This is a genomic window from Azotobacter vinelandii CA, from assembly GCF_000380335.1.
GTDB classification, from domain to species: domain Bacteria; phylum Pseudomonadota; class Gammaproteobacteria; order Pseudomonadales; family Pseudomonadaceae; genus Azotobacter; species Azotobacter vinelandii.
Genome location: NC_021149.1, coordinates 4018181 through 4042731 on the forward strand (window position 1 = coordinate 4018181; position 24551 = coordinate 4042731).

Annotated in this window: 20 protein-coding genes; 8 read left to right on the forward strand and 12 right to left on the reverse strand. The window is 69.0% G+C overall.

All coding sequences use genetic code 11. The features are described 5' to 3' along the window. Positions 1–5: 5 nt before the first annotated feature. The 5 genes from AVCA_RS18070 to AVCA_RS18090 form a co-directional block, all read right to left on the reverse strand. Positions 6–1376: a multicopper oxidase family protein gene (locus AVCA_RS18070; protein ID WP_012702483.1), complete on the reverse strand. Its 1371-nt coding sequence runs from the start codon at positions 1374–1376 to the stop codon at positions 6–8. A 242-nt stretch (positions 1377–1618) separates the two neighbouring features. After that, entirely contained in the window at positions 1619–1987 is a 369-nt protein-coding gene (locus AVCA_RS18075) for a 2Fe-2S iron-sulfur cluster-binding protein (RefSeq protein WP_012702484.1), read from the reverse strand. A 487-nt stretch (positions 1988–2474) separates the two neighbouring features. Then, entirely contained in the window at positions 2475–4055 is a 1581-nt protein-coding gene (gene guaA / locus AVCA_RS18080) for a glutamine-hydrolyzing GMP synthase (RefSeq protein WP_012702486.1), read from the reverse strand. 224 nt (positions 4056–4279) lie between these two features. After that, positions 4280–5749 carry an IMP dehydrogenase gene (gene guaB / locus AVCA_RS18085; RefSeq protein ID WP_012702487.1) on the reverse strand — a complete coding sequence of 490 codons (1470 nt, stop codon included), beginning with the start codon at positions 5747–5749 and terminating at the stop codon, positions 4280–4282. 63 nt (positions 5750–5812) lie between these two features. Continuing rightward, positions 5813–7660, reverse strand: a complete 1848-nt coding sequence (locus AVCA_RS18090; protein WP_012702488.1) for a 3'-5' exonuclease — start codon at positions 7658–7660, stop codon at positions 5813–5815. Between the two features lie 187 nt (positions 7661–7847). Here AVCA_RS18090 and AVCA_RS18095 point away from each other — a divergent pair, with 187 nt between their 5' ends. From AVCA_RS18095 to AVCA_RS18115, 5 genes are all read left to right on the forward strand, one after another. Further along, positions 7848–8825, forward strand: a complete 978-nt coding sequence (locus AVCA_RS18095) for a D-2-hydroxyacid dehydrogenase family protein (protein ID WP_012702489.1) — start codon at positions 7848–7850, stop codon at positions 8823–8825. Positions 8826–8903: 78 nt separating this feature from the next. Beyond that, positions 8904–9776, forward strand: coding sequence for a DMT family transporter (locus tag AVCA_RS18100; protein ID WP_012702490.1), 873 nt, complete (start codon positions 8904–8906; stop codon positions 9774–9776). Positions 9777–9864: 88 nt separating this feature from the next. Then, positions 9865–11235, forward strand: coding sequence for an exodeoxyribonuclease VII large subunit (xseA, locus tag AVCA_RS18105; RefSeq protein WP_012702491.1), 1371 nt, complete (start codon positions 9865–9867; stop codon positions 11233–11235). Between the two features lie 4 nt (positions 11236–11239). Next, on the forward strand, positions 11240–12004 hold the full coding sequence (locus tag AVCA_RS18110; RefSeq protein WP_012702492.1) for a M15 family metallopeptidase: 765 nt from the start codon (positions 11240–11242) through the stop codon (positions 12002–12004). 21 nt (positions 12005–12025) lie between these two features. Next, positions 12026–12850, forward strand: a complete 825-nt coding sequence (locus AVCA_RS18115; RefSeq protein WP_012702493.1) for a peptidoglycan DD-metalloendopeptidase family protein — start codon at positions 12026–12028, stop codon at positions 12848–12850. A gap of 74 nt (positions 12851–12924) precedes the next feature. Here the strand turns inward: AVCA_RS18115 and AVCA_RS18120 are convergent, their stop codons facing one another. Continuing rightward, a complete protein-coding gene (locus AVCA_RS18120) occupies positions 12925–13407 on the reverse strand; it encodes a GNAT family N-acetyltransferase (RefSeq protein WP_012702494.1) in 483 nt (160 codons plus the stop codon). Continuing rightward, a complete protein-coding gene (locus AVCA_RS18125) occupies positions 13404–13697 on the reverse strand; it encodes a type II toxin-antitoxin system TacA family antitoxin (protein ID WP_012702495.1) in 294 nt (97 codons plus the stop codon). Before AVCA_RS18125 ends, AVCA_RS18120 begins: the two co-directional genes overlap by 4 nt. A gap of 192 nt (positions 13698–13889) precedes the next feature. On the opposite strand from AVCA_RS18125, the gene AVCA_RS18130 reads away from it, so the two are divergent. Together AVCA_RS18130 and AVCA_RS18135 are read left to right on the forward strand one after the other, a co-directional pair. Further along, positions 13890–15335 carry a TldD/PmbA family protein gene (locus AVCA_RS18130; RefSeq protein WP_012702496.1) on the forward strand — a complete coding sequence of 482 codons (1446 nt, stop codon included), beginning with the start codon at positions 13890–13892 and terminating at the stop codon, positions 15333–15335. Then, positions 15332–16651, forward strand: a complete 1320-nt coding sequence (locus AVCA_RS18135) for a TldD/PmbA family protein (RefSeq protein ID WP_012702497.1) — start codon at positions 15332–15334, stop codon at positions 16649–16651. Before AVCA_RS18130 ends, AVCA_RS18135 begins: the two co-directional genes overlap by 4 nt. 38 nt (positions 16652–16689) lie before the next feature. Here the strand turns inward: AVCA_RS18135 and AVCA_RS26905 are convergent, their stop codons facing one another. Continuing rightward, positions 16690–17235, reverse strand: coding sequence for a hypothetical protein (locus AVCA_RS26905; protein WP_236616262.1), 546 nt, complete (start codon positions 17233–17235; stop codon positions 16690–16692). A 341-nt stretch (positions 17236–17576) separates the two neighbouring features. Here AVCA_RS26905 and AVCA_RS18145 point away from each other — a divergent pair, with 341 nt between their 5' ends. Beyond that, complete coding sequence (locus AVCA_RS18145; protein WP_012702500.1) at positions 17577–18302, forward strand: class I SAM-dependent methyltransferase; 726 nt, start codon at positions 17577–17579, stop codon at positions 18300–18302. A gap of 284 nt (positions 18303–18586) precedes the next feature. On the opposite strand, the gene AVCA_RS18150 is transcribed toward AVCA_RS18145, so the two are convergent. The 4 genes from AVCA_RS18150 to AVCA_RS18165 form a co-directional block, all read right to left on the reverse strand. Continuing rightward, entirely contained in the window at positions 18587–19981 is a 1395-nt protein-coding gene (locus AVCA_RS18150; RefSeq protein WP_012702501.1) for a nitrogenase component 1, read from the reverse strand. A 1-nt stretch (position 19982) separates the two neighbouring features. After that, a complete protein-coding gene (locus AVCA_RS18155) occupies positions 19983–21056 on the reverse strand; it encodes an ABC transporter substrate-binding protein (RefSeq protein WP_012702502.1) in 1074 nt (357 codons plus the stop codon). Positions 21057–21061: 5 nt separating this feature from the next. After that, a complete protein-coding gene (locus tag AVCA_RS18160; RefSeq protein WP_236616263.1) occupies positions 21062–23185 on the reverse strand; it encodes a TonB-dependent receptor in 2124 nt (707 codons plus the stop codon). 348 nt (positions 23186–23533) lie between these two features. Next, the gene (locus AVCA_RS18165) at positions 23534–24445 is read right to left on the reverse strand and encodes a LysR family transcriptional regulator (protein ID WP_012702504.1); all 912 of its coding nucleotides are present in this window, start codon (positions 24443–24445) and stop codon (positions 23534–23536) included. Positions 24446–24551: the final 106 nt, after the last annotated feature.

A 24551-nucleotide genomic window follows, 5' to 3' on the forward strand; every position in this document is an offset into this window, starting at 1 on the left:
TCGTCCTACGCCACCTTGATCGCCGCCATCAGGCCCGTCTCCATGTGGTCGATGACGTGGCAGTGGAACATCCATACCCCGGGATTGTCCGCCACCAGAGCGATCCGTGCGGTCTCGTTGCGCCCCAGCAGGTAGGTATCGGTGAAGTACGGGTCGATCTTCCGGCGGTTGGAGTCCAGCACCTTGAAGGCCATCCCGTGCAGGTGGATGGGATGCTGGTACTGACTGACGTTGCGCAACTCGAAGATATAACTGCGCCCCTGCTGCAGGGTGGCGATGGGGCGCTCGGCGCAACTCCTGTCGTTGATGTCCCAGGCCTGGCCATTGATCTGCCAGAACTTGAAGGCCCCGCCCTGCTCCATGTTCACCGACAGGGCTGCGGCCCATTCGAAATTGAAACGCAGGCTCGTCGCGGCGGCCAGATCGGGTTCCGGGACGGGATTGGCCGGTAGCGCGGCGGGCCAGTCGGCGGCCGTCTCGCCGCTGTCCACGCTCTTCAGGGTGGCCAGGCGCAGCGGACCGTTGCGCAAGGGCAGCGCCGTCCCGACCGCCGGAACCCGGAGCCCCAGCTCGATACGCATGCCCGGCCCCAGCAAGTATTCCCGCCCCAGCGGATGGGGTGCGACGGGATTGCCGTCCAGCGCGTAGACGCGCGCCTCGGCACCCGGCAGGTTGAGGCGGTAGGTCAGGGTATTGTCGAGGTTGAGGATGCGCAGGCGCACGACCTGGCCGGCGGGCAGTTCCAGGGTCGGCGACGCCTCGCCGTTGACCGTGCTCAGGCGCCCCGGCGTACCGCCACGAGCCGCCTCGCGCGGCACGCTGAACTCGCCGAAGACGCCCTGCCCGTCCACGTGCCAGCTTTTCAGGCTCAGCGTGCGCTCGTGCCTGAAACCCGTCGGCTCGCGCTCCTCGACGATCAGCGGACCGACCAGCCCGCGCCCGAGCTGCTCGCCACTGGCGGTATGCGGGTGATACCAGAAGCTGCCGGCGTCCGGCACCCGGAAGCGATAGTCGAAAGACTCGCCCGGCAGCACCGGCAACTGCGACAAGTAGGGCACACCGTCCATCTCCAGAGGCAGGCGGATACCATGCCAGTGGATGGTGCTCGGCTCGGGCAGGCGGTTGACGAAACGCACCCGCAGCCAGTCGCCCTGTCGCGCGCGCAACTCCAGCCCCGGCGCCTGGCCGCCGTAGGCCCAGACGGACGTCCTGCGGCCCGGCACCAGTTCCACGTCCAGCGGCGCGGCGATCAGCTCGTAGTCGTGGGTCTTCGCCCCCTCCGGCCGGCCCAGCCAATAGCGCGCACCGCCGGCCCCCAGGCCGAGCGCGGAGACACCGGCCAGGCCGGCGAGGATCTGTCTGCGGGTAACACTCATGAAGTCGGCTCCTGCCTCGCGGGCGGTCGATCGTGGACGCGCTATTCGGCCATGGATGAAATAGTTTCTCATTATCCATCGAGATCAACCATCGTCGTATCAACTGCGTCGGAATATCCGAAGGCATGCGGCAAACGACCGAGCGAGCGACAGGCTGAGGAGCCGAGCGGACGGGCCCTCGCCCCGAAAACGAAAAACCCCATGGCCGCGACGGCCATGGGGTTTGCTGGAACCAGCGGCGATCAGGCGCCGCCCGGCTCTCCGGTGAACTCGACCAGCAGGTCTTCGTCGGTGACGATGGTCTGGCAGGCCAGACGGTAGGTTGGCGGCAGATCGCGCACGGCCGCGCGCTCCTCTTCCGACTTCGGCAGCTTGCCGACGGACTTGAGCACGTTCCGCTCCTTGTCGGTCAGCAGCATGCCCTTGATACGCTCGCCGTCGAGGTGGGTGATCTTGACCAGACAGGAACCACAGTTGCCATCCTGACACTCGAAAGGAATCTTGACGCCGTTTTCCTGAGCGACTCCCAGCAGCGTTGAGCGCTTACCGGCGACTGCCTGGACTTTCTTGTTATGCGGCATGAGCGGCGAAGAGAAATAAATGGTAGCCATACAAAAATCCTTTCCGTAATTAATCACCAGACCAACTCGCGCATATCCGCCCCATCGAGCGCGGAAATACGACAGCACCGGACAACAACTTGAAAAGTTGCAGAACGCTGCAGAAACAATCCTTTAACTAACAGGACTGTGTGGACGATAGTACTTATCCGATGCCACTAAGACAATGACTTTTATCATGACAAAGTTACGAAGAAGTTTCCCGACCAATTATTAGCTCGGCATCGAAATAGTTGCCCATTAACCGAAAACTTTATTAGGTTCTTATCCGCATTAAATTCTCAAATGAGAATTCCATATATAAAACAGACGATGCGCAAAAGGCGCGGGCAGACCGGATCGGCCCTCCGGAGCGACACGAAAGGAACCGGCGAAAAAGGACGGCGAGCCAAAGACACCGCCGACATCCGCAAGGATGCCGGCGGCGAAAAACAAGACAGGATCGTTCGGGGCAGACACCGGCGCGCGGGCCGATGCCTCACTCCCACTCGATGGTCGCCGGCGGCTTGCTCGACACGTCGTAGGTGACCCGGGAGATGCCGTCGATCTCGTTGATGATACGGTTGGAGACTTTTTCCAGGAGCTCGTAGGGCAGGTGCGCCCAACGGGCGGTCATGAAGTCGACGGTTTCCACGGCGCGCAGGGCGACCACCCAGGCGTAGCGGCGGCCGTCGCCGACCACGCCGACCGACTTGACCGGCTGGAACACCACGAACGCCTGGCTGACCTTGTGGTACCAGTCGGCCTTGCGCAGTTCCTCGATGAAGATATGGTCGGCGCGGCGAAGCAGGTCGGCGTATTCCTTCTTCACCTCGCCGAGGATGCGCACCCCGAGGCCCGGACCGGGGAACGGGTGGCGATAGACCATGTCGTAGGGCAGGCCCAGTTCCAGGCCGATCTTGCGCACCTCGTCCTTGAACAGTTCGCGCAGCGGCTCGACCAGCTTGAGGTTCATGTCCTCGGGCAGACCGCCGACGTTGTGGTGGGACTTGATCACATGGGCCTTGCCGGTCCTGGCGCCGGCCGATTCGATCACGTCGGGATAGATGGTGCCCTGGGCGAGGAAACGGATGTTCTCCAGCTTCGCCGCCTCGGCATCGAACACTTCGATGAAGGTGCGGCCGATGATCTTGCGCTTCTGCTCCGGGTCGGACACGCCGGCCAGGTTGGCGAGGAACTGCGCCTCGGCATCGGCGCGGATCACCTTGACGCCCATGTTCTCGGCGAACATGGCCATCACCTGGTCGCCCTCGTGCAGGCGCAGCAGGCCGTTGTCGACGAACACGCAGGTCAGCCGGTCGCCGATGGCGCGATGCAGCAGCGCGGCGACCACCGAGGAGTCGACGCCGCCGGAAAGGCCGAGCAGCACGTTGGCGCCGCCGACCTGGGCGCGCACCTGGGCGATGGCGTCCTCGACGATGTTGGATGGCGTCCACAGCGCCTCGCAGCCGCAGATCTCGCGCACGAAGCGGCCGAGGATGCGCAGGCCCTGCTTGGTGTGGGTCACTTCCGGGTGGAACTGCACGCCGTAGTAGCGGCGCTTGTCGTCGGCCATGGCGGCGATCGGGCAACTCGGAGTGCTGGCCAGCACATGGAAGCCCTCGGGAATTCCGGTGACCTTGTCGCCGTGGCTCATCCACACGTCGAGGCCGAGCACGCCGTCGTCGTCCACATGATCCTCGATGCCGTCGAGCAGGCGCGCCTTGCCAACCACATCGACACGGGCATAGCCGAACTCGCGCAGATCCGAGCCTTGCACCTTGCCGCCGAGTTGCTCGGCCATGGTCTGCATGCCGTAGCAGATGCCGAAAAGCGGCACGCCCAGATCGAACACCGCTTGCGGCGCGCGCGGACTGTCGGCCTCGTGCACCGACTCCGGCCCGCCGGCGAGGATGATGCCGCGCGGGGCGAAGGCGCGGATCTCCTCGTTGCTCATGTCGAACGGGTGCAGCTCGCAATAGACGCCGATCTCGCGCACCCGGCGGGCGATCAACTGGGTGTACTGGGAACCGAAATCCAGGATCAGGATCCGGTGGGCGTGGATGTCTTGGTGGGCCATGGCCGTCTCTCGTAGCGGAATTCACAAACGACGCGAGGCTGCCCCGTCTCTTCGCAACAGCAGCAGCCCCGTGTCTTCGATTCGTAAGAACGATCCGCCGCATCGCGAGCGCGGACCAGCCGAGGCGGAAAGAAGCGAGAAAGCGGGGTTCGCCGAAGCGAACGAGCATTCCGAACCTCTTCCCGCTGCAGCCTGCCCGAGCGCAGCGGCACCGAATCGCTGTTTCAGCCGACGCGATAGTTCGGCGCTTCCTTGGTGATCTGCACGTCGTGCACGTGGGACTCGGCCATGCCGGCGCCGGTGATGCGCACGAACTGCGGCTTGGTGCGCATCGCCTCGATGTCGGCGCTGCCGGTATAGCCCATGGAGGCGCGCAGGCCGCCCATCAGTTGGTGGATGATCGCCGCCAGCGCGCCCTTGTACGGCACGCGCCCCTCGATGCCCTCGGGCACCAGCTTCTCGGCGCCGGCGGAGGAGTCCTGGAAGTAACGGTCCGACGAGCCCTGGCTCTGCGCCATCGCGCCCAGCGAGCCCATGCCGCGATAGGCCTTGTAGGAGCGCCCCTGGAACAGCTCGACCTCGCCCGGCGCCTCTTCGGTGCCGGCGAACATGGAGCCCATCATCACGCAGTAGGCGCCGGCGGCGATGGCCTTGGACAGGTCGCCGGAGAAACGGATGCCGCCGTCGGCGATCAGCGGCACGCCGGTGCCCTGCAGGGCCGCGGCGACGTTGGCGATGGCGCTGATCTGCGGCACGCCGACCCCGGCGACGATACGGGTGGTGCAGATCGAGCCCGGCCCGATGCCCACCTTGACGCCGTCCACGCCGGCCTCGGCCAGCGCCAGGGCGGCCTCGCCGGTGGCGATGTTGCCGCCGATCACCTGCACGTCGGGGAAGTTCAGCTTGGCCCAGCGTACCCGTTCGATCACCCCCCTGGAGTGGCCGTGGGCGGTGTCCACCACCACCACGTCGACCCCGGCGGCGACCAGCGCGGCCACCCGGTCCGGCGTCTCGGCGCCGGTGCCCACCGCGGCGCCGACGCGCAGGCGGCCCTGGTCGTCCTTGCTGGCCAGCGGGTAGGCCTTGGCTTTCTCGATGTCGGTGACGGTCATCATGCCCTTCAGGCGGAAGGCGTCGTCGACGATCAGCACGCGCTCGATGCGGTGCTTGTGCAGCAACTGGCGGGCCTCCTCCTTGTCGGCGCCCTCGCGGACGGTGACCAGGCGCTCCTTGGGCGTCATCACCTCGCGCACCCGGGCATCCAGGCGGGTTTCGAAACGCACGTCGCGGGAGGTGACGATCCCCACCAGATCGCCCCTGGAAAGCACCGGTACGCCGGAGATGTCGTGCTGACGGGTCAGCTCGAAGAGGTCGCGGACGGTGGCGTCGGCGTCGATGGTGATCGGGTCGCGCAGCACGCCGGCCTCGAAGCGCTTGACCTTGCGCACCTCGGCGGCCTGCTGCTCGATGGTCATGTTCTTGTGGATGATGCCGATGCCGCCTTCCTGGGCCATGGCGATGGCCAGGCGGGCCTCGGTGACGGTGTCCATGGCGGCGGACACCAGCGGAATGTTGATTTCGATGCCGCGCGTCAGGCGAGTCTTGAGGCTGACATCCTTGGGCAGTACGTCGGAATATCCAGGGATCAGGAGAACGTCGTCGAAAGTCAGGGCTTCTTGACTGATACGCAGCATGGCGGGGGCTCCCAGGCGGGAAAAAATGGAAGCGCGACATTATACCCAGCCCCCGGGCCCGGCTCAATGTGCGTAGCGGCTCAGCTCGTCCGCGCCCAGCGCCCGGGCGAGCGCGTTGTTGCGATGGAAACTGACCAGCAGTCGCTGCCGCGCCCGGCCGATGCCGATGTGCAGCAGCCGCACCCGCTCGGGCAGCGAGCTGTCGGCCTCCTCGCCCGGCGCCACGAAGGAAGCGTCGAACAACACCACCGCGGCGAACTCCAGCCCCTTCGCGGCCTGGATGGGCATGACCGACACCCGCTGCGCATCGGCGCGGTAGCCGCGGCGGGCCTCGTCGTCTTCCAGCCAGGCATGGGGAATGCCGAGCGCGACCAGCGCCTCGACCATGGCCTCGCCGGCACCGCCCTGCGGATAGAGCAGCGCCATGTCGCCCCAGGCCAGCCCTTCGGCATACCACTGGCGCAGGCAGCAGACGGCATGGGCCGTCTCCCCGGACAGGCGCGGGAAACGCCGCAACGCCGGCCGCGGCCCCGGAGCGGCGGCTGCCGGCGGCATGTCGCCCTCGTCGTCGGCCAGATGCCCACCGGCCAGGCAATGGCCGAAGGCGAGGATTTCCCGGCTGTTGCGGTAATTGCGGCGGAGCATGCCGCCGCTGCCCGGCGTCCGGTCGCCCGGCTCCCGGAAGCCCGGCGCCCGGAAGCCCACGCTGGCCAGATCGAAGCCCTGCGCCGAACGCCGCCGATGGAGAGCTTGGGCCTCGTCGTAGAGCAGCAGCAGCGAACCCTCGGCCGGGTCGATCATCCGTGCGAGCAGGCGCAGCCAGTCCGGCTCGAAGTCGTGCCCTTCGTCGATCAGCAGCGCGCCGTACTGGCCGCCGGGAATCCGCCCGCGCTCCACCCCGGCGATCACCGAGTCGGCGACCCGCCAGTAATGCTCGTCCTCGCCCTCCAGCAACTCGACCTGCCAGGTTTCGAGCTGCCGCTCGCACCAGTCGTGGAAATGCTCGACCCGTACCCGCTCGTCGATGCCGTGCGCGGCGACGAAGCCGCGCAGCCTGGCCGCCAGGGCGGCGTTGAAGCACAGCACCTGGATCGGCCGGCGCAGCGTCGCGGCCAGATGCAGGCAACGGTAGCCGAGAATCAGCGTCTTGCCGGAACCGGCGCCCCCCCGGACGACCTGCTGCCCCTCGCCGAGGCTGCGGGCGATGTACTCCTGACGCAGGTCCATGACCCGCATGCCGCCCGCCGGCGGCGGAGCGCTCCCGGACAGTGGCAGACCGTCGTCGCCGATACGCAGCTCGGGAAACAGATGCCAGCGGATGGCATCGATCTGCGTCCGCGTCAGCCGGCCGGAGCCGCCGGGCACGCACATCGACTCCAGGCGCCGGCGCAGGGCGCCGGGCTCCAGTTCGTGCAACTCGTCCCGATGGAGTACCTGCCGTTCCGGCAGCAACTGCTCGCGCATCCCGGCGGGCATGCCCCGCTCCAACTGGCTACGGGCGATGCCGGTGAGGACCAGCCCCCAACCGCAGGGAAAAGGCGGACGCGCCTCCCCGTCCCGGCACAGTCGCGGATCGCGCAGCAGCTCCTTCAGCAGCCGCTGCATGCCTTGCCGCCCCAGTTCCAGGGGATGCGCCACCTCGCGGCGGCCCTCGACGCTCTCCAGCGTACAGGTGGCACGGGACATCCGCTTGAGGCTGCCCGCCCGCCAGTCCCGCACCTCGAGAAACAGCAGACCGCGCTCGGGGTGCAGGACGATGAAATTGGGATAGTGGCGCCCTTCGCCGGGAAAAAGGTCGTACCAGATCAGGCAATCGTCCTCGAGGCCGTCCAGCAACACGCGGGCGACCTGCCGCTCCCCGGCCGTCATGCGCGAAAGACAGGCGCCAGGCGCCGGGATGAGTTCGGCCATGCAGCCCCCTGTTCCAGTTGCGACCAGTTCGCCCCACGAGCGGCGACAAAGCACGAATGGTAGAGGATTTCCAGTACAGGAGTCTCATTTCCGGCAGCGGATCGCCCCGGGCGAAGCGCTCCCGGCTCGTGACGAGGCCCGCCCCTCTCTGCTAGAACTCGGACCCACCCGCCAAGGAACCACCGCCATGCACATCGTCATCCCCGACGATTACCAGGATGTCATCCGCAGCCTCGACTGCTTCGCCCGGCTGCGCGATTCCGGCCACAGCGTCGAGCTATTCCACGACGCCGAGAGCGACCCGCAACGCCTCGCCGAACGCTTCGCCAGCGCCGACGCGCTGGTGCTGACCCGCGAACGCACACGCATCGACGAAGCCCTGCTGGCCCGCCTGCCCAGGCTCAAGCTGATCAGCCAGACCGGCAAGATCGCCGCCCATCTCGATCTCGACGCCTGCACCCGCCGCGGCGTCGCCGTGGCCGAGGGGCGCGGCTCGCCGATCGCCCCGGCGGAACTGGCCTGGACGCTGATCCTCAACGCCCGCCGCCGGCTGCTGCCGGCCATCGCCGCCTTCCGCGAGGGCCGCTGGCAGACCAATATCGGCGAGCGCCTGGCCGGGCTGACCCTGGGCATCTGGGGCTACGGCAAGATCGGCCAGCGCCTGGCCCGCTACGCCCAGGCCTTCGAGATGCCGGTGCTGGTCTGGGGCAGCGAGGCCTCGCGCCAGGCCGCCGTCGCCCACGGCCACCGCGCCGCCGCCTCCCGTGAAGCCTTCTTCGCCGAAGCCGACGTGCTCACCCTCAACCTGCGCCTGTCGCCGTCCACCCGGCACATCGTCGGCTTCGACGACCTGGCGCGGATGAAGCCCGACGCCCTGCTGGTCAACGTCAGCCGCGCCGAACTGATCGCCCCCGGCGCCCTGCTCCGCGCCCTGGACGCCGGCCGCCCCGGATTCGCCGCTCTCGACGTGTTCGAGCAGGAGCCGATCCTCGACCCCGCCCACCCGCTGCCGAACCACCCGCGGGTGCTCTGCACCCCGCACCTGGGTTACGTCGAGAAGCACGGCTACGAGTTGTATTTCGGCGATGCCTTCGACAACCTGCTGGCCTTCTTCGCCGGCCAGCCGCTCAACCTGGCCAATCCGCAAGTGCTGGCGGAACGCTGATCGCAGGTCCTCCCGGCTTCCCGCGGCGGAGGAAGCCGCGGCCACCGCAGGCCCCACTCCATCGCCGCAGGAACGCCCATGCGCCACCGTTCCGCCCTGCTCGCCCTGCACCTGGGCGCCCTGTTCTTCGGCCTGTCCGGCATCTTCGGCAAGCTGGCCCTGGCCACGCCGGCGGTGATCGTGTTCGGCCGCGCGCTGTTCGCCGTGGCCGCCCTGCTGCCCTTCGCCCGCCCGGATACGGACTACCGCTCCCCCGGCTGGCGGCGTCGCCTGGCGCTGGCCGGCGCCGGCCTGCTGCTGGGCGGGCACTGGTGGAGCTTCTTCGTCGCGGTGAAGGTGTCCGGCGTGGCGCTGGCCACCCTGGGCTTCGCCAGCTTCCCGGCCTTCACCGTGCTGCTGGAGGGACTGCTGTTCCGCGAACGGGTGCGCGCGGCCGAATGGGGCGTGGTCGCGCTGGTCAGCCTCGGGCTGGTGCTGGTCGGCCCGAATTTCGACTTCGCCAGCCAAACCACTCCCGGTCTCGCCTGGGCAGTGCTTTCGGGCCTGCTGTTCGCCCTGCTGTCGGTGTCCAACCGCGCCATCACCCCTGGCGTGAAACCGGCACAGGCCGCGCTCTGGCAGAACCTCGCCATCCTCGTCTGCGGCCTGCCGCCGGCCTGGCCGCATCTGCCCGCCGCAAGCGCCCTCGACTGGCTATGGATCGCCCTGCTCGGCTTGCTCTGCACGGCCCTGGCGCACAGCCTGTTCGTCGCCAGCCTGCGCGTGCTCAACGCGCGCAGCGCCTCGGTGGTGTTCGCCCTGGAACCGGTCTACGGCATCCTCTTCGCCTGGTGGCTGTTCGACGAACGCCCCGGAGCGCGGATGCTCGCCGGCGGCGCGTTGATCCTGCTGGCCACGCTGCTTTCCGCGCGCCTGAGCCGGCATGCCCCGCGGGCCGACGATCGCGAATGAAACGGCGGCCCGGCAGAGCGAGGTCCCGACCGGTATACAAGCGCCAACGCGGTTCCCGCCGCCGCCATGGCGGCTTATCATGCCGGCCATGCTCAACGATCCCTTCCAACGCCTCGGCCTCGACCGGGAAATCCTCACCGTCAGCCAGCTCAACGGCCGCGCCCGCGCGCTGCTGGAGGACGTGTTCGCCCAGGTCTGGGTCGAGGGCGAGATTTCCAACCTCGCCCGCCCGGCCTCCGGCCACCTCTATTTCACCCTCAAGGACCGCCAGGCCCAGGTGCGCTGCGCGCTGTTCCGGCAGAACGCCCTGCGCGTGCGCGAGATCCTGCGCGACGGACTGGCGGTGCGGGTGCGCGGCAGGGTCTCGCTGTACGAGGGGCGCGGCGACTTCCAGTTGATCCTCGATCTGCTCGAACCGGCCGGCGACGGCGCCCTGCGCCTGGCCTTCGAGGCGCTCAAGGAAAAACTCGCCGCCGAAGGCCTGTTCGCCGCCGAGCGCAAGCGCCCGCTGCCGGCCCATCCGCGGAGCATCGGCATCGTCAGCTCGCCGACCGGCGCGGTGATCCGCGACATCGTCTCGGTGTTCCGCCGCCGCGCGCCGCAGGTCGAACTGACCCTGGTGCCCACCGCGGTGCAGGGCCGCGAGGCGGTCGCACAGATCGTCCATGCCCTCGAACTGGCCGATCGCCAGGGCTTCGACGCGCTGATCCTGGCTCGCGGCGGCGGCTCTCTGGAGGATCTCTGGTGCTTCAACGAAGAAGTCGTGGCGCGCGCCGTCGCCGCCTGCGCGACGCCCGTGGTCAGCGCCGTCGGCCACGAGACCGACGTGACCATCGCCGATTTCGTCGCCGACCTGCGCGCCCCGACCCCCTCGGCCGCCGCCGAACTGCTGGCCCCCGACAGCAGCGACCTGCAGCGCCGCCTCGACGGTCTGCAGCGCCGCCTGCAACTGCGCATGCGGCACCTGCTCGCCGCCCGCCGCCTGCAGCTCGACGGCCTGAGCCGGCGCCTGCGACATCCCGGCGAGCGCCTGCAGCAGCAGGCCCAGCGCCTCGACGACCTGGAGCTGCGCCTCAGGCGCGCCATGCAGCGCCGTCTGCAGGGCGACGCCGAGCGCCTGGCGCGCCTCGACACCCGCCTCGCCGCCCAGCATCCCGAACGCCTGCTCGGCCTTTTGCGCCAGCGCCTGGAGCATCTCGCCGAGCGCCTGCCGCGCGCCATGCGCAGCACCCTGCGCGAGCGGCGCCAGCGTCTCGAAGCCACCGCGCAGACCCTGCAGGCGGTCAGCCCGCTGGCGACCCTCGGCCGCGGCTACGCGATTCTCCTCGACGAGCGGGGCCGGGCGATCCGCGCCGCCGTCCAGGCCCATCCCGGCCAGCGCCTGCACGCGCGTCTCGCCGAAGGCGCACTGGAGTTGCGGGTCGAAGCCGCCTTCCCTTCCCCGCCACAGCCGGACTGAACCGATGCACGAGCCGAACCGGGCGATCCCCGCCTACGCCGAACCCGACTGGGCGCAGGTCGCCCGCATTCCCGTGGCCGAATGCGGCGAGGCGCTGTGCAGCCTGCGCCTGGCCCCCGCGCTGCGGGTCTACCCGGCCTACCGCCATCTCGGCATCCCCGAGGCGGTCGAGGACTGCCTGGTACGTCGGGAGGTCTTCGAGCGCCTGCTGCGCGCCGCCGCGCACCTGCCCGCCGGCCTGGCGCTGGTGGTGCTCGACGGCTGGCGGCCGATCGCCGTGCAGCAGCACCTGTACCGCACCCTGGAAACGGCCATGGCCCTGCACCATCCGCAGGCCGACGCGGCGACCCTGCAGCGCCTGACCCGCCAGTTCGTCTCGCCGCCCAGTCGCGATCCGCAGGCGCCGAGCCCGCACCTGACCGGCGGCGCGGTGGACGTGACCCTGTGCGACGTCCAGGGCCGCTGGCTGGACATGGGCTCGCGCTTCGACGAGGTCGGCCCGCGCTCGTTCAGCGCCCATTACGAAAGCGCGGCCGCCGACGATGCCGCCGCGCTGGCCATCCGCGACCGCCGCCGCCTGCTGCACGACGCCATGCTCGAAGCCGGCTTCGCCAACCTGCCGAGCGAGTGGTGGCACTACGACTACGGCGACCAGTTGTGGGCCTGGCATCGCGGCCGGCCGGCGGCGCTCTACGGCCCGACCGCGCCGCCCAGCCTCGAAGACCTGTGGCGACAGCAACTGGCCGAACGCTTCGCCGACCCCACCTGACCCCATCTGCCGGAAGCCGCCATGTCACGCCTGCTCGCCGCCTGCTGCGCCCTGCTCCTCGCCCTGCCCGCCCACGCCGACGGTTTCATCTCCCGCCTGCTGGACAAGCCGGTGCCCGGCGGCGTGGCGGTGATCGACCTGGGCGACGGCCCTGCGGCGCCCAGGGTGCGCTACCAGGACAAGCCGGTGCTGACGGTGCGCGAGGACGGCAGGCGCTGGATCGCCATCGTCGGCATCCCGCTGTCGGTCAAGCCGGGCGAGCAGCGGATCGAGACGGACGGCCGCAGCCTGGCCTTCCGGGTCGAGCCCCGTCATTACCGCGAGCAGCGCATCACCCTGAAGAACCAGCGCCAGGTCAGTCCCGACCCGGCCGACCTCAAGCGCATCGAGCGCGAACTGGCCGAACAGACCGACGCCTACCGGCGTTTCGACCCGCGCCAGCCGAGCAACCTGCTGTTCGACAAACCGGTCGCCGGCCCGCTCTCCAGCCCCTTCGGCCTGCGCCGCTTCTTCAACGGCGAGGAACGCAACCCGCATTCCGGGCTGGACTTCGCCGTGCCGGCCGGCACTCCGGTCAAGGCGCCGGCCGCCGGCCGGGTGACCCTGGTCGGCGACTACTTCTTCAACGGCCGGACGGTGTTCGTCGACCACGGCCAGGGACTGGTGAGCATGTTCTGCCACCTGTCCAAGGTAGAGGTGAAGGTCGGCGACGAACTGCCCCGCGGCGCCGTGCTCGGCCGGGTCGGCGCCACCGGCCGGGCCACCGGGCCGCACCTGCACTGGAACGTCAGCCTCAACGACGCGCGGATCGACCCGACGATCTTCATCGGCGCCTTCAGCAAGTAACGGCAAGCGGACCGGGGCATCGGCCCCACGGGCCAGTGTCGCGCGGCAGGCCCGAGCCGCGGGTCAGGCGAAATTCAAAGCCCGGCTCTCAAGTCGGCCAGGGTCGTTATCGGCTCCAGCGGCGACGGCTCGAAACCGACCCGCTCGTGGAACGCCTTCGCATCGGAGGACAGGGCGTGGACGAGCATGCCGCGAATGCCGATCGCATCCGCCGCCTGCAGGATGCGCAGCGCGGCGTCGCGCACCAGGGCCCGTCCGAGGCCCTGCCCCTGCAGGGAAAGATCCACGGCCAGCCGCCCGAGGACGACGACCGGAACCGGGTCCGGCATGTTGCGACAAAATCGTCCCGGCGCCCGATCGACGGCGATGACACCCGATGCCAGCGCGTAGTAGGCCAGAACCCTACGCCCCTCGCAGGCGACGAAGGTACGCGACGCACCGGAAAGCCGGTTCTTCAGCGCACGCCGCTTCAGCCAGAGGTCCAGGCCCTCGCTGCCGGACGAGAAGGATTCGACATCGTGCCTTTCCGACAGGGGCTCGGGAGCGCCGAGCCTCATTCCTCGTCCCAGGGTGCCGGGGTCTGCAGCGTCTTGCGCAAGCGTTCATTGGGCTGCGGCGGCCTGTCCAGCCGGGCCGCCAGGAACTCGGCGTAGGCTTCCGGGCTGGCGGCGATGAAGGCCCGGTCGAGCAGGGCCTCCTCGGCCGCCGTGCGCGCCGCATCCAGGATGAAATCCGTGCGGTTCTTGCCTTTCACCTGGGCGGCACGGTCGATCAGGCTGCGCTCTTCGGGCTTGATGCGGATATTCAGGGTTTCGCGCCTGGCCGGCGCAGGGTTGGATATAGACATGACGGAACCTCCTGCGAGCGCTGCAGCATGGCAACCGGTAATGACGTTGTCATTGCGCAGCCCGACCTACCGACCGCTCCGGCTCTGGACTCCGGCGGCCCCCGCGTCCGCAGGCTCGTCGGCGCGAACGACCCCATCCCGCCCCGGCCCGCTACAATGTTCCATCCCTCCGCGCCACACAGGACCCTCCGCATGTTCGAATCCGCCTCCGAGCTGTCGCGCCGGTTCGCCGCCCTGCGCAGCGGCGCCGATTTCTGGTCGCTGCGGCACGTCCGGGAAACCGGCGAGCACTACCGGGTGCGCCGCGATGTCGCCCTGCCGCCCGCCTTCGGCGAGGACTGCGGCGCCATGCTGACCGCGCGCGTCGCCGGCGTCGAAGCCTACGCGGCCACCAGCGATCTCAGCCAGGCCGGGCTGCAGGCGGCCCTGGAACGGGCCGAGCGCATGGCCCGCGCCCTGGCCGGACATGCGCTACTGGAGACACGGGACTTGCCGCTGCCGGGCGGCGTGGAGGACGACGTGGCGCCCGGCTACGAACGGCCGCTGGCCGGCCCGGCGCACTGGTTCGAAGTGCTGGGCGCCGAATCGGCGCGGGTGCCCCGGGATGCGCGGCTGGTGGACTGGAGCGTCGGACTCGCCGTCACCTGCGTGGAACAGATCCAGCTCGACAGCGCCGGCGCCTGCCTGCGCCGGGCCCAGCGCTTCGTCTACCCGTCCCTGAGCGTGACCGCCAGCGACGGCCACGACAGCCAGACCCGCAGCCTCGGCGGCTTCAACTTCGGCCAGCAGGGCGGCGCCGAGGTGATCGAGCGGCTCGGCCTGATCGGCGCGGCGCCACGCATCGCCGACGAGGCGCTGCAACTGCTGCTCGCCCCCAATACCCCCGGCGGGCCCCGCGACCTGCTGCTGATGCCCGACCAGATGATGTTGCAGATCCACGAGTCCATCGGTCATCCGCTGGAGCTGGACCGCATCCTCGGCGACGAGCGCAACTATGCCGGCACCAGCTTCGTCCGCCTGGAGGACTTCGGTCATTACCGGTACGGCTCGCCGCTGCTCGACGTCACCTTCGACCCCGGCCGCGCCGGGGAACTGGCCAGCTATCGCCACGACGACGACGGCACGCCGGCGCGGCGCGAATACCTGATCCGGGGCGGCATCCTGCAACGGCCGCTGGGCGGCGCCCTGTCGCAATCGCGCAGCGGCCTGCCGGGGGTGGCCTGCAGCCGCGCCTGCAGTTGGAACCGCGCGCCCATCGACCGCATGGCCAACCTCAACGTCGAACCGGGCGAGCGGAGCCTGGCGCAACTGATCGGCGGTATCGAGCGCGGCATCCTGATGAGCACCAATCGCTCCTGGTCCATCGACGATGCCCGCAACAAGTTCCAGTTCGGCTGCGAATGGGGCCGGCTGATCGAGAACGGCGAACTCCGGGGCGTGGTGAAGAACCCCAACTACCGCGGGATTTCCGCGCACTTCTGGCGCAACCTCGCCGCGGTGGGCGACGCCTCCACCGTCGAGGTGCTCGGCACCCCCTGCTGCGGCAAGGGCGAGCCGAACCAGGCGGTGCGCGTCGGCCATGCCTCGCCGGCCTGCGTATTCAGGAACATCGACGTATTCGGAGGGGCCGCCCGATGAACGCCCGCGAGCATTTCCACGACCTGCTCGACAGCCTGCGGCCGCTGCTGCGCGGCGACGAAGGCTTCACCCTGGACTACCGCGCCGAAGACTCGGAATTCGTGCGCTTCAACCGGGCGCGGGTACGCCAGGCCGGGCAGGTGCGGCAGATCCACGCCACCCTCGCCCTCTACCTCGGCGAACGCCATGCCCGCTTCGAGCTGAGCCTGAGCGGTACGATCGAGGAAGACCGCCCCCGCCTGCGCCACGCCCTGGAGCGGCTGCGCGCGCTGGTGCCGGCACTGGCCCCCGATCCCTACCTGCGCCTCGAGCGCGAGCCCTGGCGCAGCGAGAGCAGCGAGGCGGGAGCGCCGCCGGAGGTCGCCACGGCGGTCGGGCAGATCCTCGACGCCGCCGCCGGCCTCGATCTGGTCGGCATCCATGCCGCCGGCCCGCAATACCAGGGCTTCGCCAGTTCCTGGGGGGCTTTCGGCTGGCACGCGGCGAGCAGCTTCAACTTCGACTGGAGCCTGTTCCACGCCAACGGCCAGGCGGTCAAGAGCGCCTATGCCGGCCAGCGCTGGGATGCCGGAACCTTCGCCCGGCGCATGGCCTCGGCGCGCGAACGACTGGAATACCTCGGCCGCCCGGCGCTGACCCTGGCGCCGGGCGACTACCGGGCCTACCTGGCCCCGGCGGCGCTGGACGAAATCCTCGACATGCTCGGCGGCGGCTTCTCGGCCCAGGCCCTGGCCAGCGGCGCCAGTCCCCTGCAGCGCCTGTTCGCCGGTTCGGCCCGGCTCAGTCCGCTCGTGACCCTCGACGAGCGCGTCGCCGGCGGCCTGGCTCCGGCCTTCACCGGCGAAGGACCGCGCCGCGACCTGCGCCTGCTCGCCGCCGGCCTGCCCGGCGAACGGCTGATCGGCTCGCGCAGCGCCGCCGAATACGGCCTGACCGCCAACGGCGCGGGGGACCACGAACACCCGCTGTCGCTGGCGATGGCCGGCGGCGAGCTGGACGAGCGCGACATCCTGGCCCGCCTGGACACCGGCCTGTACATCGGCAACCTCTGGTACCTCAACTTCTCCGACCGCCCGGCCGGCCGCCTGACCGGCATGACCCGCTTCGCCACCTTCTGGGTGGAGAACGGCCGCATCCAGGCCCCGGTCGGGACCATGCGCTTCGACGACTCGGTGTTCGACTTCCTCGGCCCGCACCTGGAAGCCCTCACCCGCGAGCCCGAGACCATCCTGCCGGCGGGCACCTACGGCGCGCGGCAGAGCGGCTCCCGGACGCTGCCGGGGGCATTGCTCGGGCGCTTCACCCTGACGCTTTGAAGACCGGCGGCTCCTTCAGGGGCCGTCGTTCGCGTCCCCTATTGCGCGATATCCGGCGAGTCGGGCGGCCGGGAGTCCCGGGCGGCGCGCCGCTCCTTCGCCGCTTTCCATTTCGAATAGAAATAGGCTCCGCCCGAGAGCGCGCCCGTCACGGCAGCGGCGGCGCCGACGATGGGCGCGGCGGTCACGATCAGCGGCGCGCTACTCAGGCCGAGGGCGACGCTCAGCGCGCTCAACCCGGTCGGGGCGGCGAGTACCGCACCGGCGCTCACCACGCCGGAAGTGATGCCCAGCCCCATCGAGACCGTGTCTATCCTGTCGGCCACTTCCTTGTGGTTCGCATCCATTTCCCTGACCTTGGCCACGACCTTACCGGGAATCTTCCTTGTCCCGCTCGCCGCGACCGCCGTGAGCGTCTTCGCCTTGCCGAGGGCGGCTCTGGCGTAGCCGTTGGCGGCGCTCTCGCGGGCAGCGGACACGCCCGGGGCATCCTCGACCCGCTCACGGACGGATGGCTGGCCGTCATCCTCCGGTGCCGATGTTGCGGAAGCCGGCTCCCCTGGTTTCCCGATCCGTTTTTTCATGCTCGTCGCCTCATTCGAGTTTTCCATAAACCGAATCAGTGGATTCTTCGTAGCCAGATGCAGACACGTGGCAACCATACGAAAAACCGCCTGCGATTACACCCCGTTCGACGAGCGGCGACGACCCCTCTTCGTTTCCACAAGATCGGGCGATTTCCTGGCTGGAGTGGCCGGCGGCGGCCGGCCCCCCCGCGACGTGCCGGCCCCTATGGGAAAACCACGATAACCATTGCGGCATTTCCCCGGGCATGCGAGTTTCCCCGCCGTACGCTCCGCTCCACGGCCTCGTGAACGCCGGGAGCCGACCTCCTTTCAGCGGACAACCGGGCAAGGACCACGCCATGACCACAGCCGAGATGCGCATTCAAGCCCCCGAAGCGGTAGAGACGATCGACGAGGCCGAGCTTTACCTGAAGCTGCTGCCGCTGGCCTGCGCGCGTATCGTCGAACTCGGCTGCGGCGCGGCGAAGCACACCCGGACCATCGCCGAGCAAGGACGGCCGGCCTCCATCCTGGCCTGCGAGGTGGACAGCATCCAGCACGAAAAGAACCTGGCCGTCGACGACCTGCCCGGGGTGACCTTCCTGCATGCCGGCGCCCAGGCCATCCCCGTGGAAGACGGCGGCGCCGATATCGTGCTGATGTTCAAGTCGCTCCATCACGTGCCGGTGGGCGACATGGACGAGGCGCTGCGGGAAATCCGCCGGGTGCTGCGTCCGGGCGGCCTGGCCTACGTTTCCGAGCCGGTCTTCGCCGGCGAGTTCAACGAGGTGGTGCGCCTGTTCCACGACGAGCGGGCGGTCCGCGAGGCCGCCTTCGCCGCCGTGCGCCGGGCGGTCGAGCAGGACGTGCTGGAACTGGCCGGACAGTATTTCTTCAACACCCGCAACGATTTCCAGGACTTCGCCGAGTTCGAACGGCGCATCGTCGGCGCCACCCATACCCGGCACGAACTGAGCCCGGAACTGCGGGAGCGCGTGCGCGAGCAGTTCGAGCGATCCATGAGCGCGGACGGCGCGCACTTCGTCATGCCGATGCGGGTCGACCTGCTGCGCCGCCCGGCCTAGAGCGACCACTGCGAACGATTTTGCCGGGGAGCACGGGGCATCGACGCCACTCCTTGGCCGCCTGCCTGGTGCAGGAGCGGACTCATCCGCGACCGACCCAACCGCCGAGTCGCCGCGCCCTTGGCGCGGGTCGCGAATAAATTCGCTCCCACAGGGAGGAACACGACGGTCCGGCGCGATGGCCGCTTTTCGTGGAGCGGATTCATCCGCGACCTGCCGCGAGGCGACGGCCGTAGGGTGGATGGACGAAGCCATCCACCACGCTATCGCCAGCAAGCCGGCTCCTACGGATCATTCGGCCCCGCCGGGCGCGAGCCGGACTCGCCCCAGGGAGGAATGCACTTGCGCAGCGGGCTGTCGAACAGCCGCTGCAGCAACCGCGCCAGGCGTTCCGTGCCGGCGAAGCCGATGGCGGTGCGATTCAGTTCGGCGCGCGCCTGGTCGTCCAGCACGGCATATCCCCGCCGGCGCCAGAGAGGGCCGTCCTGGCCCAGGCCGTCGAGCAGGTCCGGGCGGGCCCGCGCCAGCAGCGCGTCCACCTGTTCGGGAGACATTTCCTGGTAGCGCAGCGGCCGTTCCGGCAACCGCCAGCGCCCGTCGGCCTCCGGCCAGCCCTGCAGCGCGCTGCCGACGCGGATGCCCGCCTCGGCGAACGCCTGCGCGTCCCGTGGCCGCACGGGTGCCAGCGACAGGTAGAGCCTGCCGGCCAGTCGCTCGCGGCAGGCGTCCAGGCGCGCCCGCGCCTCCCCGGCCTGGCTGGCGATCAGGGCTTCGGCGGCCGCCCTCACCCCGTCGTCGAAATGCGCGGCGATGGCCCGCAGGCTGGCGGCGCTGGCGCCGGGGCCGAGAAAGTCCGCTTCGAGCCAGGGCTGGCCGGTTCGCCGGCACAGCAGTTTGACCCAGTACTCCATGTCGATGCCGACGACCAGCCGGCTGTCGCCGAGCCGGGCGATGCTTCGCCGGCTGCCGCCGCCCGGCCAGCGGGCGACCACGTCGAGACCGATGCTTTCCAGCAGGCGGACGATACCGCGCCAGGCGCCGTCCATTTCCCGGCAGAACAGAGTCACCGCGCGGGCAGCGGGAGCGGCCGACGGCCTCGCCCAGTCCCGCCAAGTGTCGGCGATGGTCGCGTGGGTGTCGCCGATCCCCTCGCCACGGCGAAAGCCGGCGCAGTGCACGGCCACCACCGGCGTGCCGAGCCGCTCCTGCTGCCGGCGGGCGACGCTGCCGATATCGTCGCCGATCAGCGCGACGGGACAGGTGGACAGCAGCGTCATGCCGCGCTGCAGGGGAAACAGCCGCGCCGCCTCGCGAATGGCCAGAGCCAGCTTGGGCTCGCCGCCGAACACCACGTCCCGCTCCAGGAAATCGGTGCACAGATTGAGGCCGGAAAACCGCCCGAGCCCTTCGGGCCCCGGCGTCGCGGGGCGATTGGCCTGGGCGTAGACCCCGCAACCGACCGGCCCGTGGGTGATGTGCAGCAGATCGCGCACGGGCGCCCAGAGGGTCGCGGTCTGGCCGCCGTAGAGACAGTGGCCGATGGCCTGGCGGCCGGTCTGCATCCGGTTCAGGCCGCGGTTCCAGGGCGGCAGGTCGAAGGGCGGGCAGCCCGCCGCCAGGGGCGGATAGCGGGTGCCCTGGCGGTGCAGTTTTTCCTTGGGCGGCAGGGTGTCGTTCATCTCAGTTGTTCATGTCGTTGTGGCGCCGGCCGTCGGGTCCCTTGCCTTGCAGCATGAGGTCCAGTTCCCGGTCGGAGAGCGCGTAGCGGTAGAAGCGCCGGTAGTAGTCGCGGATTTCCCGGCGCAGGTCGAGATCGGCGAACAGTTGCGGGTAGAGCTCCTTGGCCAGGTAGAGCATCAGCAGCACGCCTTCGCTGGAGCCGTCCCAGTAGAAGACCCCTTCCGGCAACTCGCGGACCCGGCCGTTGCGCACGGCCGCGATCCGGCTCCAGCGCGGGTCCTCGGTGACCAGACGCGCGGAATACTGGCGACCGATGTTGACGACCTGCGGATTCCATTCCAGCAGCGCCTCCAGCGACACCCCGCCGCGGCCCGCCAGCGGGGTGCGGCCGATCACCATGTCGGCGCCGGCGATCACTCCGTACCAGTAGGTGTTGGAGGTGGTTCCCTGGGTATCGGTGGCCGCCGGGCCGCGCACGTGGAACAGCCTGATCCGCTCGGCGGCGGGAATCCGCGCGGTGCGCTCACGGACCATGGCCACCATCCGCAGGTGATAGGCGCACCACTCCTCGGCCCGCGCCGCGTAGTCCGGCCCCAGCACCTGGCCGTAGAGGCGCAGCATGCGGTTGCGCGACTCGACGAAAGCCTCGACGCTGTCGATGGGCCCCACCGGCTGCGACACCAGCGTCGGAATCCCCATGTCGGCCAGGCGCTTGATCTTGCCCGGCGCCGGATAGCCGTAGGTATGGAACGCCACGTCCACGTGCCGGCGCAGCAGCTCCTCGGTATCCGGGTCGGAACCCAGTTGCTGGATGCGCGCGACGGCGGGGTTGGTCTGCAGCATCCAGGGGGCGTTGGTGCGGATCATCATGGCGATCCGCTCGCTGGCCCCCAGCAGGAACAGCCGCTCGTAGCAGAGCACCTCCAGGCAGGCGATGGACTCGACGCGTTCGGCGACCGGCACGCTGCGGCCGGCCATGTCCGTCACCTGCCGGCGCCCGTCCGGCACGGGCGCCGCCGGCTCGTCGCAGGCGCAGAGCAGCAGGGTCGCGGTCAGCAGGGCTATGACCTTCATGCGCGTCACCAGTCCAGCTTGGCGGTCAGCGAGGTCATCCGCGGCGCCCCCAGCAGCAGGCCGTCGCCGGAGCGGTAGTAGCTCCAGTAGTCCTTGTCGAACAGGTTGTTGACGAACAGGTTGAGCGTCAGTTTGTGGCCGGCGAGTTCCGGCTCGTAGCGCAGGCCGAGGTCGTAGGTGGTGGCGCCGTGCAGGTAGTCGGTGTTGGCCGCGTCCACCGGCCGCCGGCCGGAGTAGTTGGCCGCGCCGCTCAGGGTCACGTCGGGCAGGCGCAGGCGGCTCAGGTTGTATTCCATGTAGAGGCGCCCCTGGCGTTCCGGGACGTTGACCGGGATGTTGCCTTCCAGGGACTTGTTGTTTCTGGACTCGGTGACTTCCGCGGTCATGAAGGTGTAGCCGCCGACCAGGGTCAGGTTGTCGGTGAGCTTGCCGGTGGCGGTGAGCTCGACGCCCTTGTGGACTTCCCGGCCGTCCTGCTTGTAGGTGTTGTCCGACGGATCGGTGTACTCGTTGACCTTGTCGATGTGGAACAGCGCCAGCGCCAGGTCCATGCGCCCCAGGGTGGCCTTGGCGCCGAGCTCCCACTGCCGGCTGACGCTCGGCGAGAGGATCTCGTAGGCGTTGGCGGCGGTCGCCGGCGCCGAGCCGCCGTTGGTCAGGCCCTCCATGTAGGTCAGGTAGGTGGTGACCTCCCGTGCGGGCTTGTAGATCAGCGAATAGCTCGGCGTGGTCTTGCGCTGGGTGTAGCTGGCGGTGCCCAGGCTGGTGCCGCCGCCGGAAACGTTCTGGCGGATTTCCGCGCGGTTGAAGCCGATCACCGCCGACCAGGCATCGTTGAATTCGATGCGGTCGCCGATCACCCAGTTGCGGTAGAACTGGTGGTAATAGACGTTGGTCTGGCCGATGGTCTGGCTGGGACGGGCATAGTCGGTCGGCGAATCGATGTTGGAGGTGCCCAGCAGCGTGGTCACGTCGTTGCCGCGGGTATAGCGGTATTTGTGACCGGTGAAGCCCATGGTCAGCTTGTGCCGGATGGCGCCGGTGGCGAAGTTGGCGTCCAGCAGGGCGAAGCCCGAATAGGTGCGCTCGGTCTGCCGGGTGCTGCCCCGCGCCGATTCGCTGTAGTTGCCCTCATTGTCGGTCAGGGTGGCCGTCGTGTACTGGTAGGAACGCCACATGTTGCCGTAGCGGAAGGACGAGCGCAGGGTGAAGACGTCGTTCAGCGACGACTCGAAACCGACCCCCACCTGGCTCTTGTGCGACTTGTTGTAGGTCCAGTCCTGGCCGTACTGGGTTTCCGCGTCGAAGTGCCGGGCCGAAGGCACATTGACGCCGGACGCGGGGTTCACGTTGATGTAGGTCTGCAGGCCGCGCATGTCCAGGTCCTGGTACCAGCCGTCGGCGAACAGACGGGTATCCGGCGTCAACCGGTAGGTCAGCACGGCGGACATCAGGCTGCGCTCCTGATGACTGCCCTCGACGTAGGTGCTGCCGCTCTCGTCGTAGAGGTTGACCCGATAGGCCAGGCGGCCTTCGGGGTCGACGGGGCCGCCCAGGTCGGCGTGCTGGTAGTCCATCCCGCCGCCGTAGCGGCCCAGCGCCAGGCTGGCCTGGCGCGTGGCGGTCGGCTGCTTGCTGACGTAGTTGAGCGAGCCGCCCAGCGACGAGAAACCGTAGAGGAAGCTGGACAGGCCGTTGAGCACCTCGATGCGCTCGACGTTCTCCAGCGGCACGAAGGTGAAGCTGCGATCCACCACGCCATCGCGGAAATCGCCCTGGTCGCCGGCGGTGAAACCGCGCACCATCACCCGCGACAGGCCGCTGTAGGTGTTGGACTCCATCAGGGTGGCCACGGTCGGGTTGGTCTTCAGGGCCTGCGAGACCGTGTGGGCGCCGCGGTTCTCGAACAACTCGCCCGAGGTGACGTTCAGCGAATAAGGAGTATCCCTGAGCGGCACCTTGCCCAGCGGGCCGACCCGCGCGGCCTCGTGGCGATAGCCGCTTTCCGCGCTGCCCTCGCTTTCTTCCTGCCAGTCCTCGACCTGCAGCGTGCCCAACTCCACTTCCGAGCCCTGCTCTTCCTCGCCCACCTCGGCATGCGCCAGCGGCAGGACGAGGCTGACGATCACCAACGGAACCCACCGACCCGGATGCGTGACTCTCGGCATCTGGTACTTCCCCTCACTGCGTACACGGATGCTCCGGAGCGGGGCATCCCACGCAGGGCAAGGAGCAAGCGCCATACCAGCGACTTTTTGCGCACCGGCGGGTGCAAACGAATTCCTTGTTACTTTTTTGTAAAAAATTTCCGCTTATCCGACGAGCACGCCGTACCAAAAAGTAAGGGTTCTCAATGGCTGTGTTCCAGGAGGTACTCGGCCGGGTGGACGGCAGGACAGGCGCATCGAGCGGCGAAAAAGTCGGGCCCGGACCGGTGGGATCGGGCGGGCGGCGGCATGCCTGCCGGTCCTCGGCCTTCACGCATTTCCCGGCTCGTCCACGGCCTCCCCCTGCGGCCCGCGCAGATGCGCGGCGAGGTAGTCGATGCAGGCGCGCACGCGCGGCGCCACATGGTGCTTGTGCGGGTAGATCGCATGCAGCGGCGCGGCCGGGATGCGGTGCCCGGCGAGGACCTGCCGCAACCGGCCGCTTCTCAGGTCGTCCGCCACGTCCCAGATGGACTTGAGCGCGATGCCGTGGCCATCCAGGGCCCACTGGTGAACCACCTCGCCATCGCTCGCCACGAGGCGCGCCGAGATGCGCACCGTCACCTCCTCGAAACGCCAGTCCGCCTGGGACTGCTGGCCGATGAGCAGGCAATGGTGGTGCGCCAGGTCGGCGGGGCTGCGCGGCTCTCCGTGACGGCGAATGTACTCCGGCGAAGCGCACAGGACGCGATGGTTGGGCGCCAGCGGCCGGGAGATGTACGAGGAATCCTCCAGCCCGCCGAAACGCACGGCGAAATCCATGCCGGATGCGACCAGGTCGAGCACGCTGTCGCTCAGCTCGATCTGCACCTGCAGTTCCGGGTGCAGGGCGCAGAACTCCGCCAGCAGGGGCGCGATGCGCCGCCGCCCCAGCGATATCGGCGTGGTCACCCTCAACTGACCCGAGACGACGGCGCTCTTGCGCAGCAGTTGCTGCTCGACCTGCTCCAGGTCCGCCAGCACCTGGACGGCCCGCCGGTAGAGCAGTTCCCCCTCTTCGGTGAGCGATTGCCGCCGGGTGGTCCTCTGCAGCAGGCGAACGCCCAGGGACTCTTCCAGTTGGCGAAGTTTCCGGCTGGCCGCCGGCAGGGTGATGTGCTGGGCACGCGCCGCCGAGGACAGGGAACCCGATTCGACCACGGCCACGAACAGGCGAAGCAGACTGATGTCGTTGAGAGCCATTATTGACGAAATCTGCAAGAGTACATTAAGAATTACCATAATTTATTGATTCGGCGAATAAAATTAAACTCCGAAAAGTCACTTTCGCAGCAGAAAGAGCTTTTCG

Coding starts and splice junctions, on each gene's coding strand:
- guaB (WP_012702487.1), bottom strand. CDS start 5,749: ATGCTGCGTATCAGTCAAGAAGCCCTGACTTTCGACGACGTTCTCCTG.
- AVCA_RS18115 (WP_012702493.1), top strand. CDS start 12,026: ATGTCACGCCTGCTCGCCGCCTGCTGCGCCCTGCTCCTCGCCCTGCCC.
- AVCA_RS18070 (WP_012702483.1), bottom strand. CDS start 1,376: ATGAGTGTTACCCGCAGACAGATCCTCGCCGGCCTGGCCGGTGTCTCC.
- AVCA_RS18110 (WP_012702492.1), top strand. CDS start 11,240: ATGCACGAGCCGAACCGGGCGATCCCCGCCTACGCCGAACCCGACTGG.
- AVCA_RS18155 (WP_012702502.1), bottom strand. CDS start 21,056: ATGAAGGTCATAGCCCTGCTGACCGCGACCCTGCTGCTCTGCGCCTGC.
- AVCA_RS18165 (WP_012702504.1), bottom strand. CDS start 24,445: ATGGCTCTCAACGACATCAGTCTGCTTCGCCTGTTCGTGGCCGTGGTC.
- AVCA_RS18150 (WP_012702501.1), bottom strand. CDS start 19,981: ATGAACGACACCCTGCCGCCCAAGGAAAAACTGCACCGCCAGGGCACC.
- AVCA_RS26905 (WP_236616262.1), bottom strand. CDS start 17,235: ATGAAAAAACGGATCGGGAAACCAGGGGAGCCGGCTTCCGCAACATCG.
- AVCA_RS18100 (WP_012702490.1), top strand. CDS start 8,904: ATGCGCCACCGTTCCGCCCTGCTCGCCCTGCACCTGGGCGCCCTGTTC.
- AVCA_RS18145 (WP_012702500.1), top strand. CDS start 17,577: ATGACCACAGCCGAGATGCGCATTCAAGCCCCCGAAGCGGTAGAGACG.
- AVCA_RS18095 (WP_012702489.1), top strand. CDS start 7,848: ATGCACATCGTCATCCCCGACGATTACCAGGATGTCATCCGCAGCCTC.
- AVCA_RS18130 (WP_012702496.1), top strand. CDS start 13,890: ATGTTCGAATCCGCCTCCGAGCTGTCGCGCCGGTTCGCCGCCCTGCGC.
- AVCA_RS18075 (WP_012702484.1), bottom strand. CDS start 1,987: ATGGCTACCATTTATTTCTCTTCGCCGCTCATGCCGCATAACAAGAAA.
- AVCA_RS18090 (WP_012702488.1), bottom strand. CDS start 7,660: ATGGCCGAACTCATCCCGGCGCCTGGCGCCTGTCTTTCGCGCATGACG.
- guaA (WP_012702486.1), bottom strand. CDS start 4,055: ATGGCCCACCAAGACATCCACGCCCACCGGATCCTGATCCTGGATTTC.
- AVCA_RS18125 (WP_012702495.1), bottom strand. CDS start 13,697: ATGTCTATATCCAACCCTGCGCCGGCCAGGCGCGAAACCCTGAATATC.
- xseA (WP_012702491.1), top strand. CDS start 9,865: ATGCTCAACGATCCCTTCCAACGCCTCGGCCTCGACCGGGAAATCCTC.
- AVCA_RS18135 (WP_012702497.1), top strand. CDS start 15,332: ATGAACGCCCGCGAGCATTTCCACGACCTGCTCGACAGCCTGCGGCCG.
- AVCA_RS18120 (WP_012702494.1), bottom strand. CDS start 13,407: ATGAGGCTCGGCGCTCCCGAGCCCCTGTCGGAAAGGCACGATGTCGAA.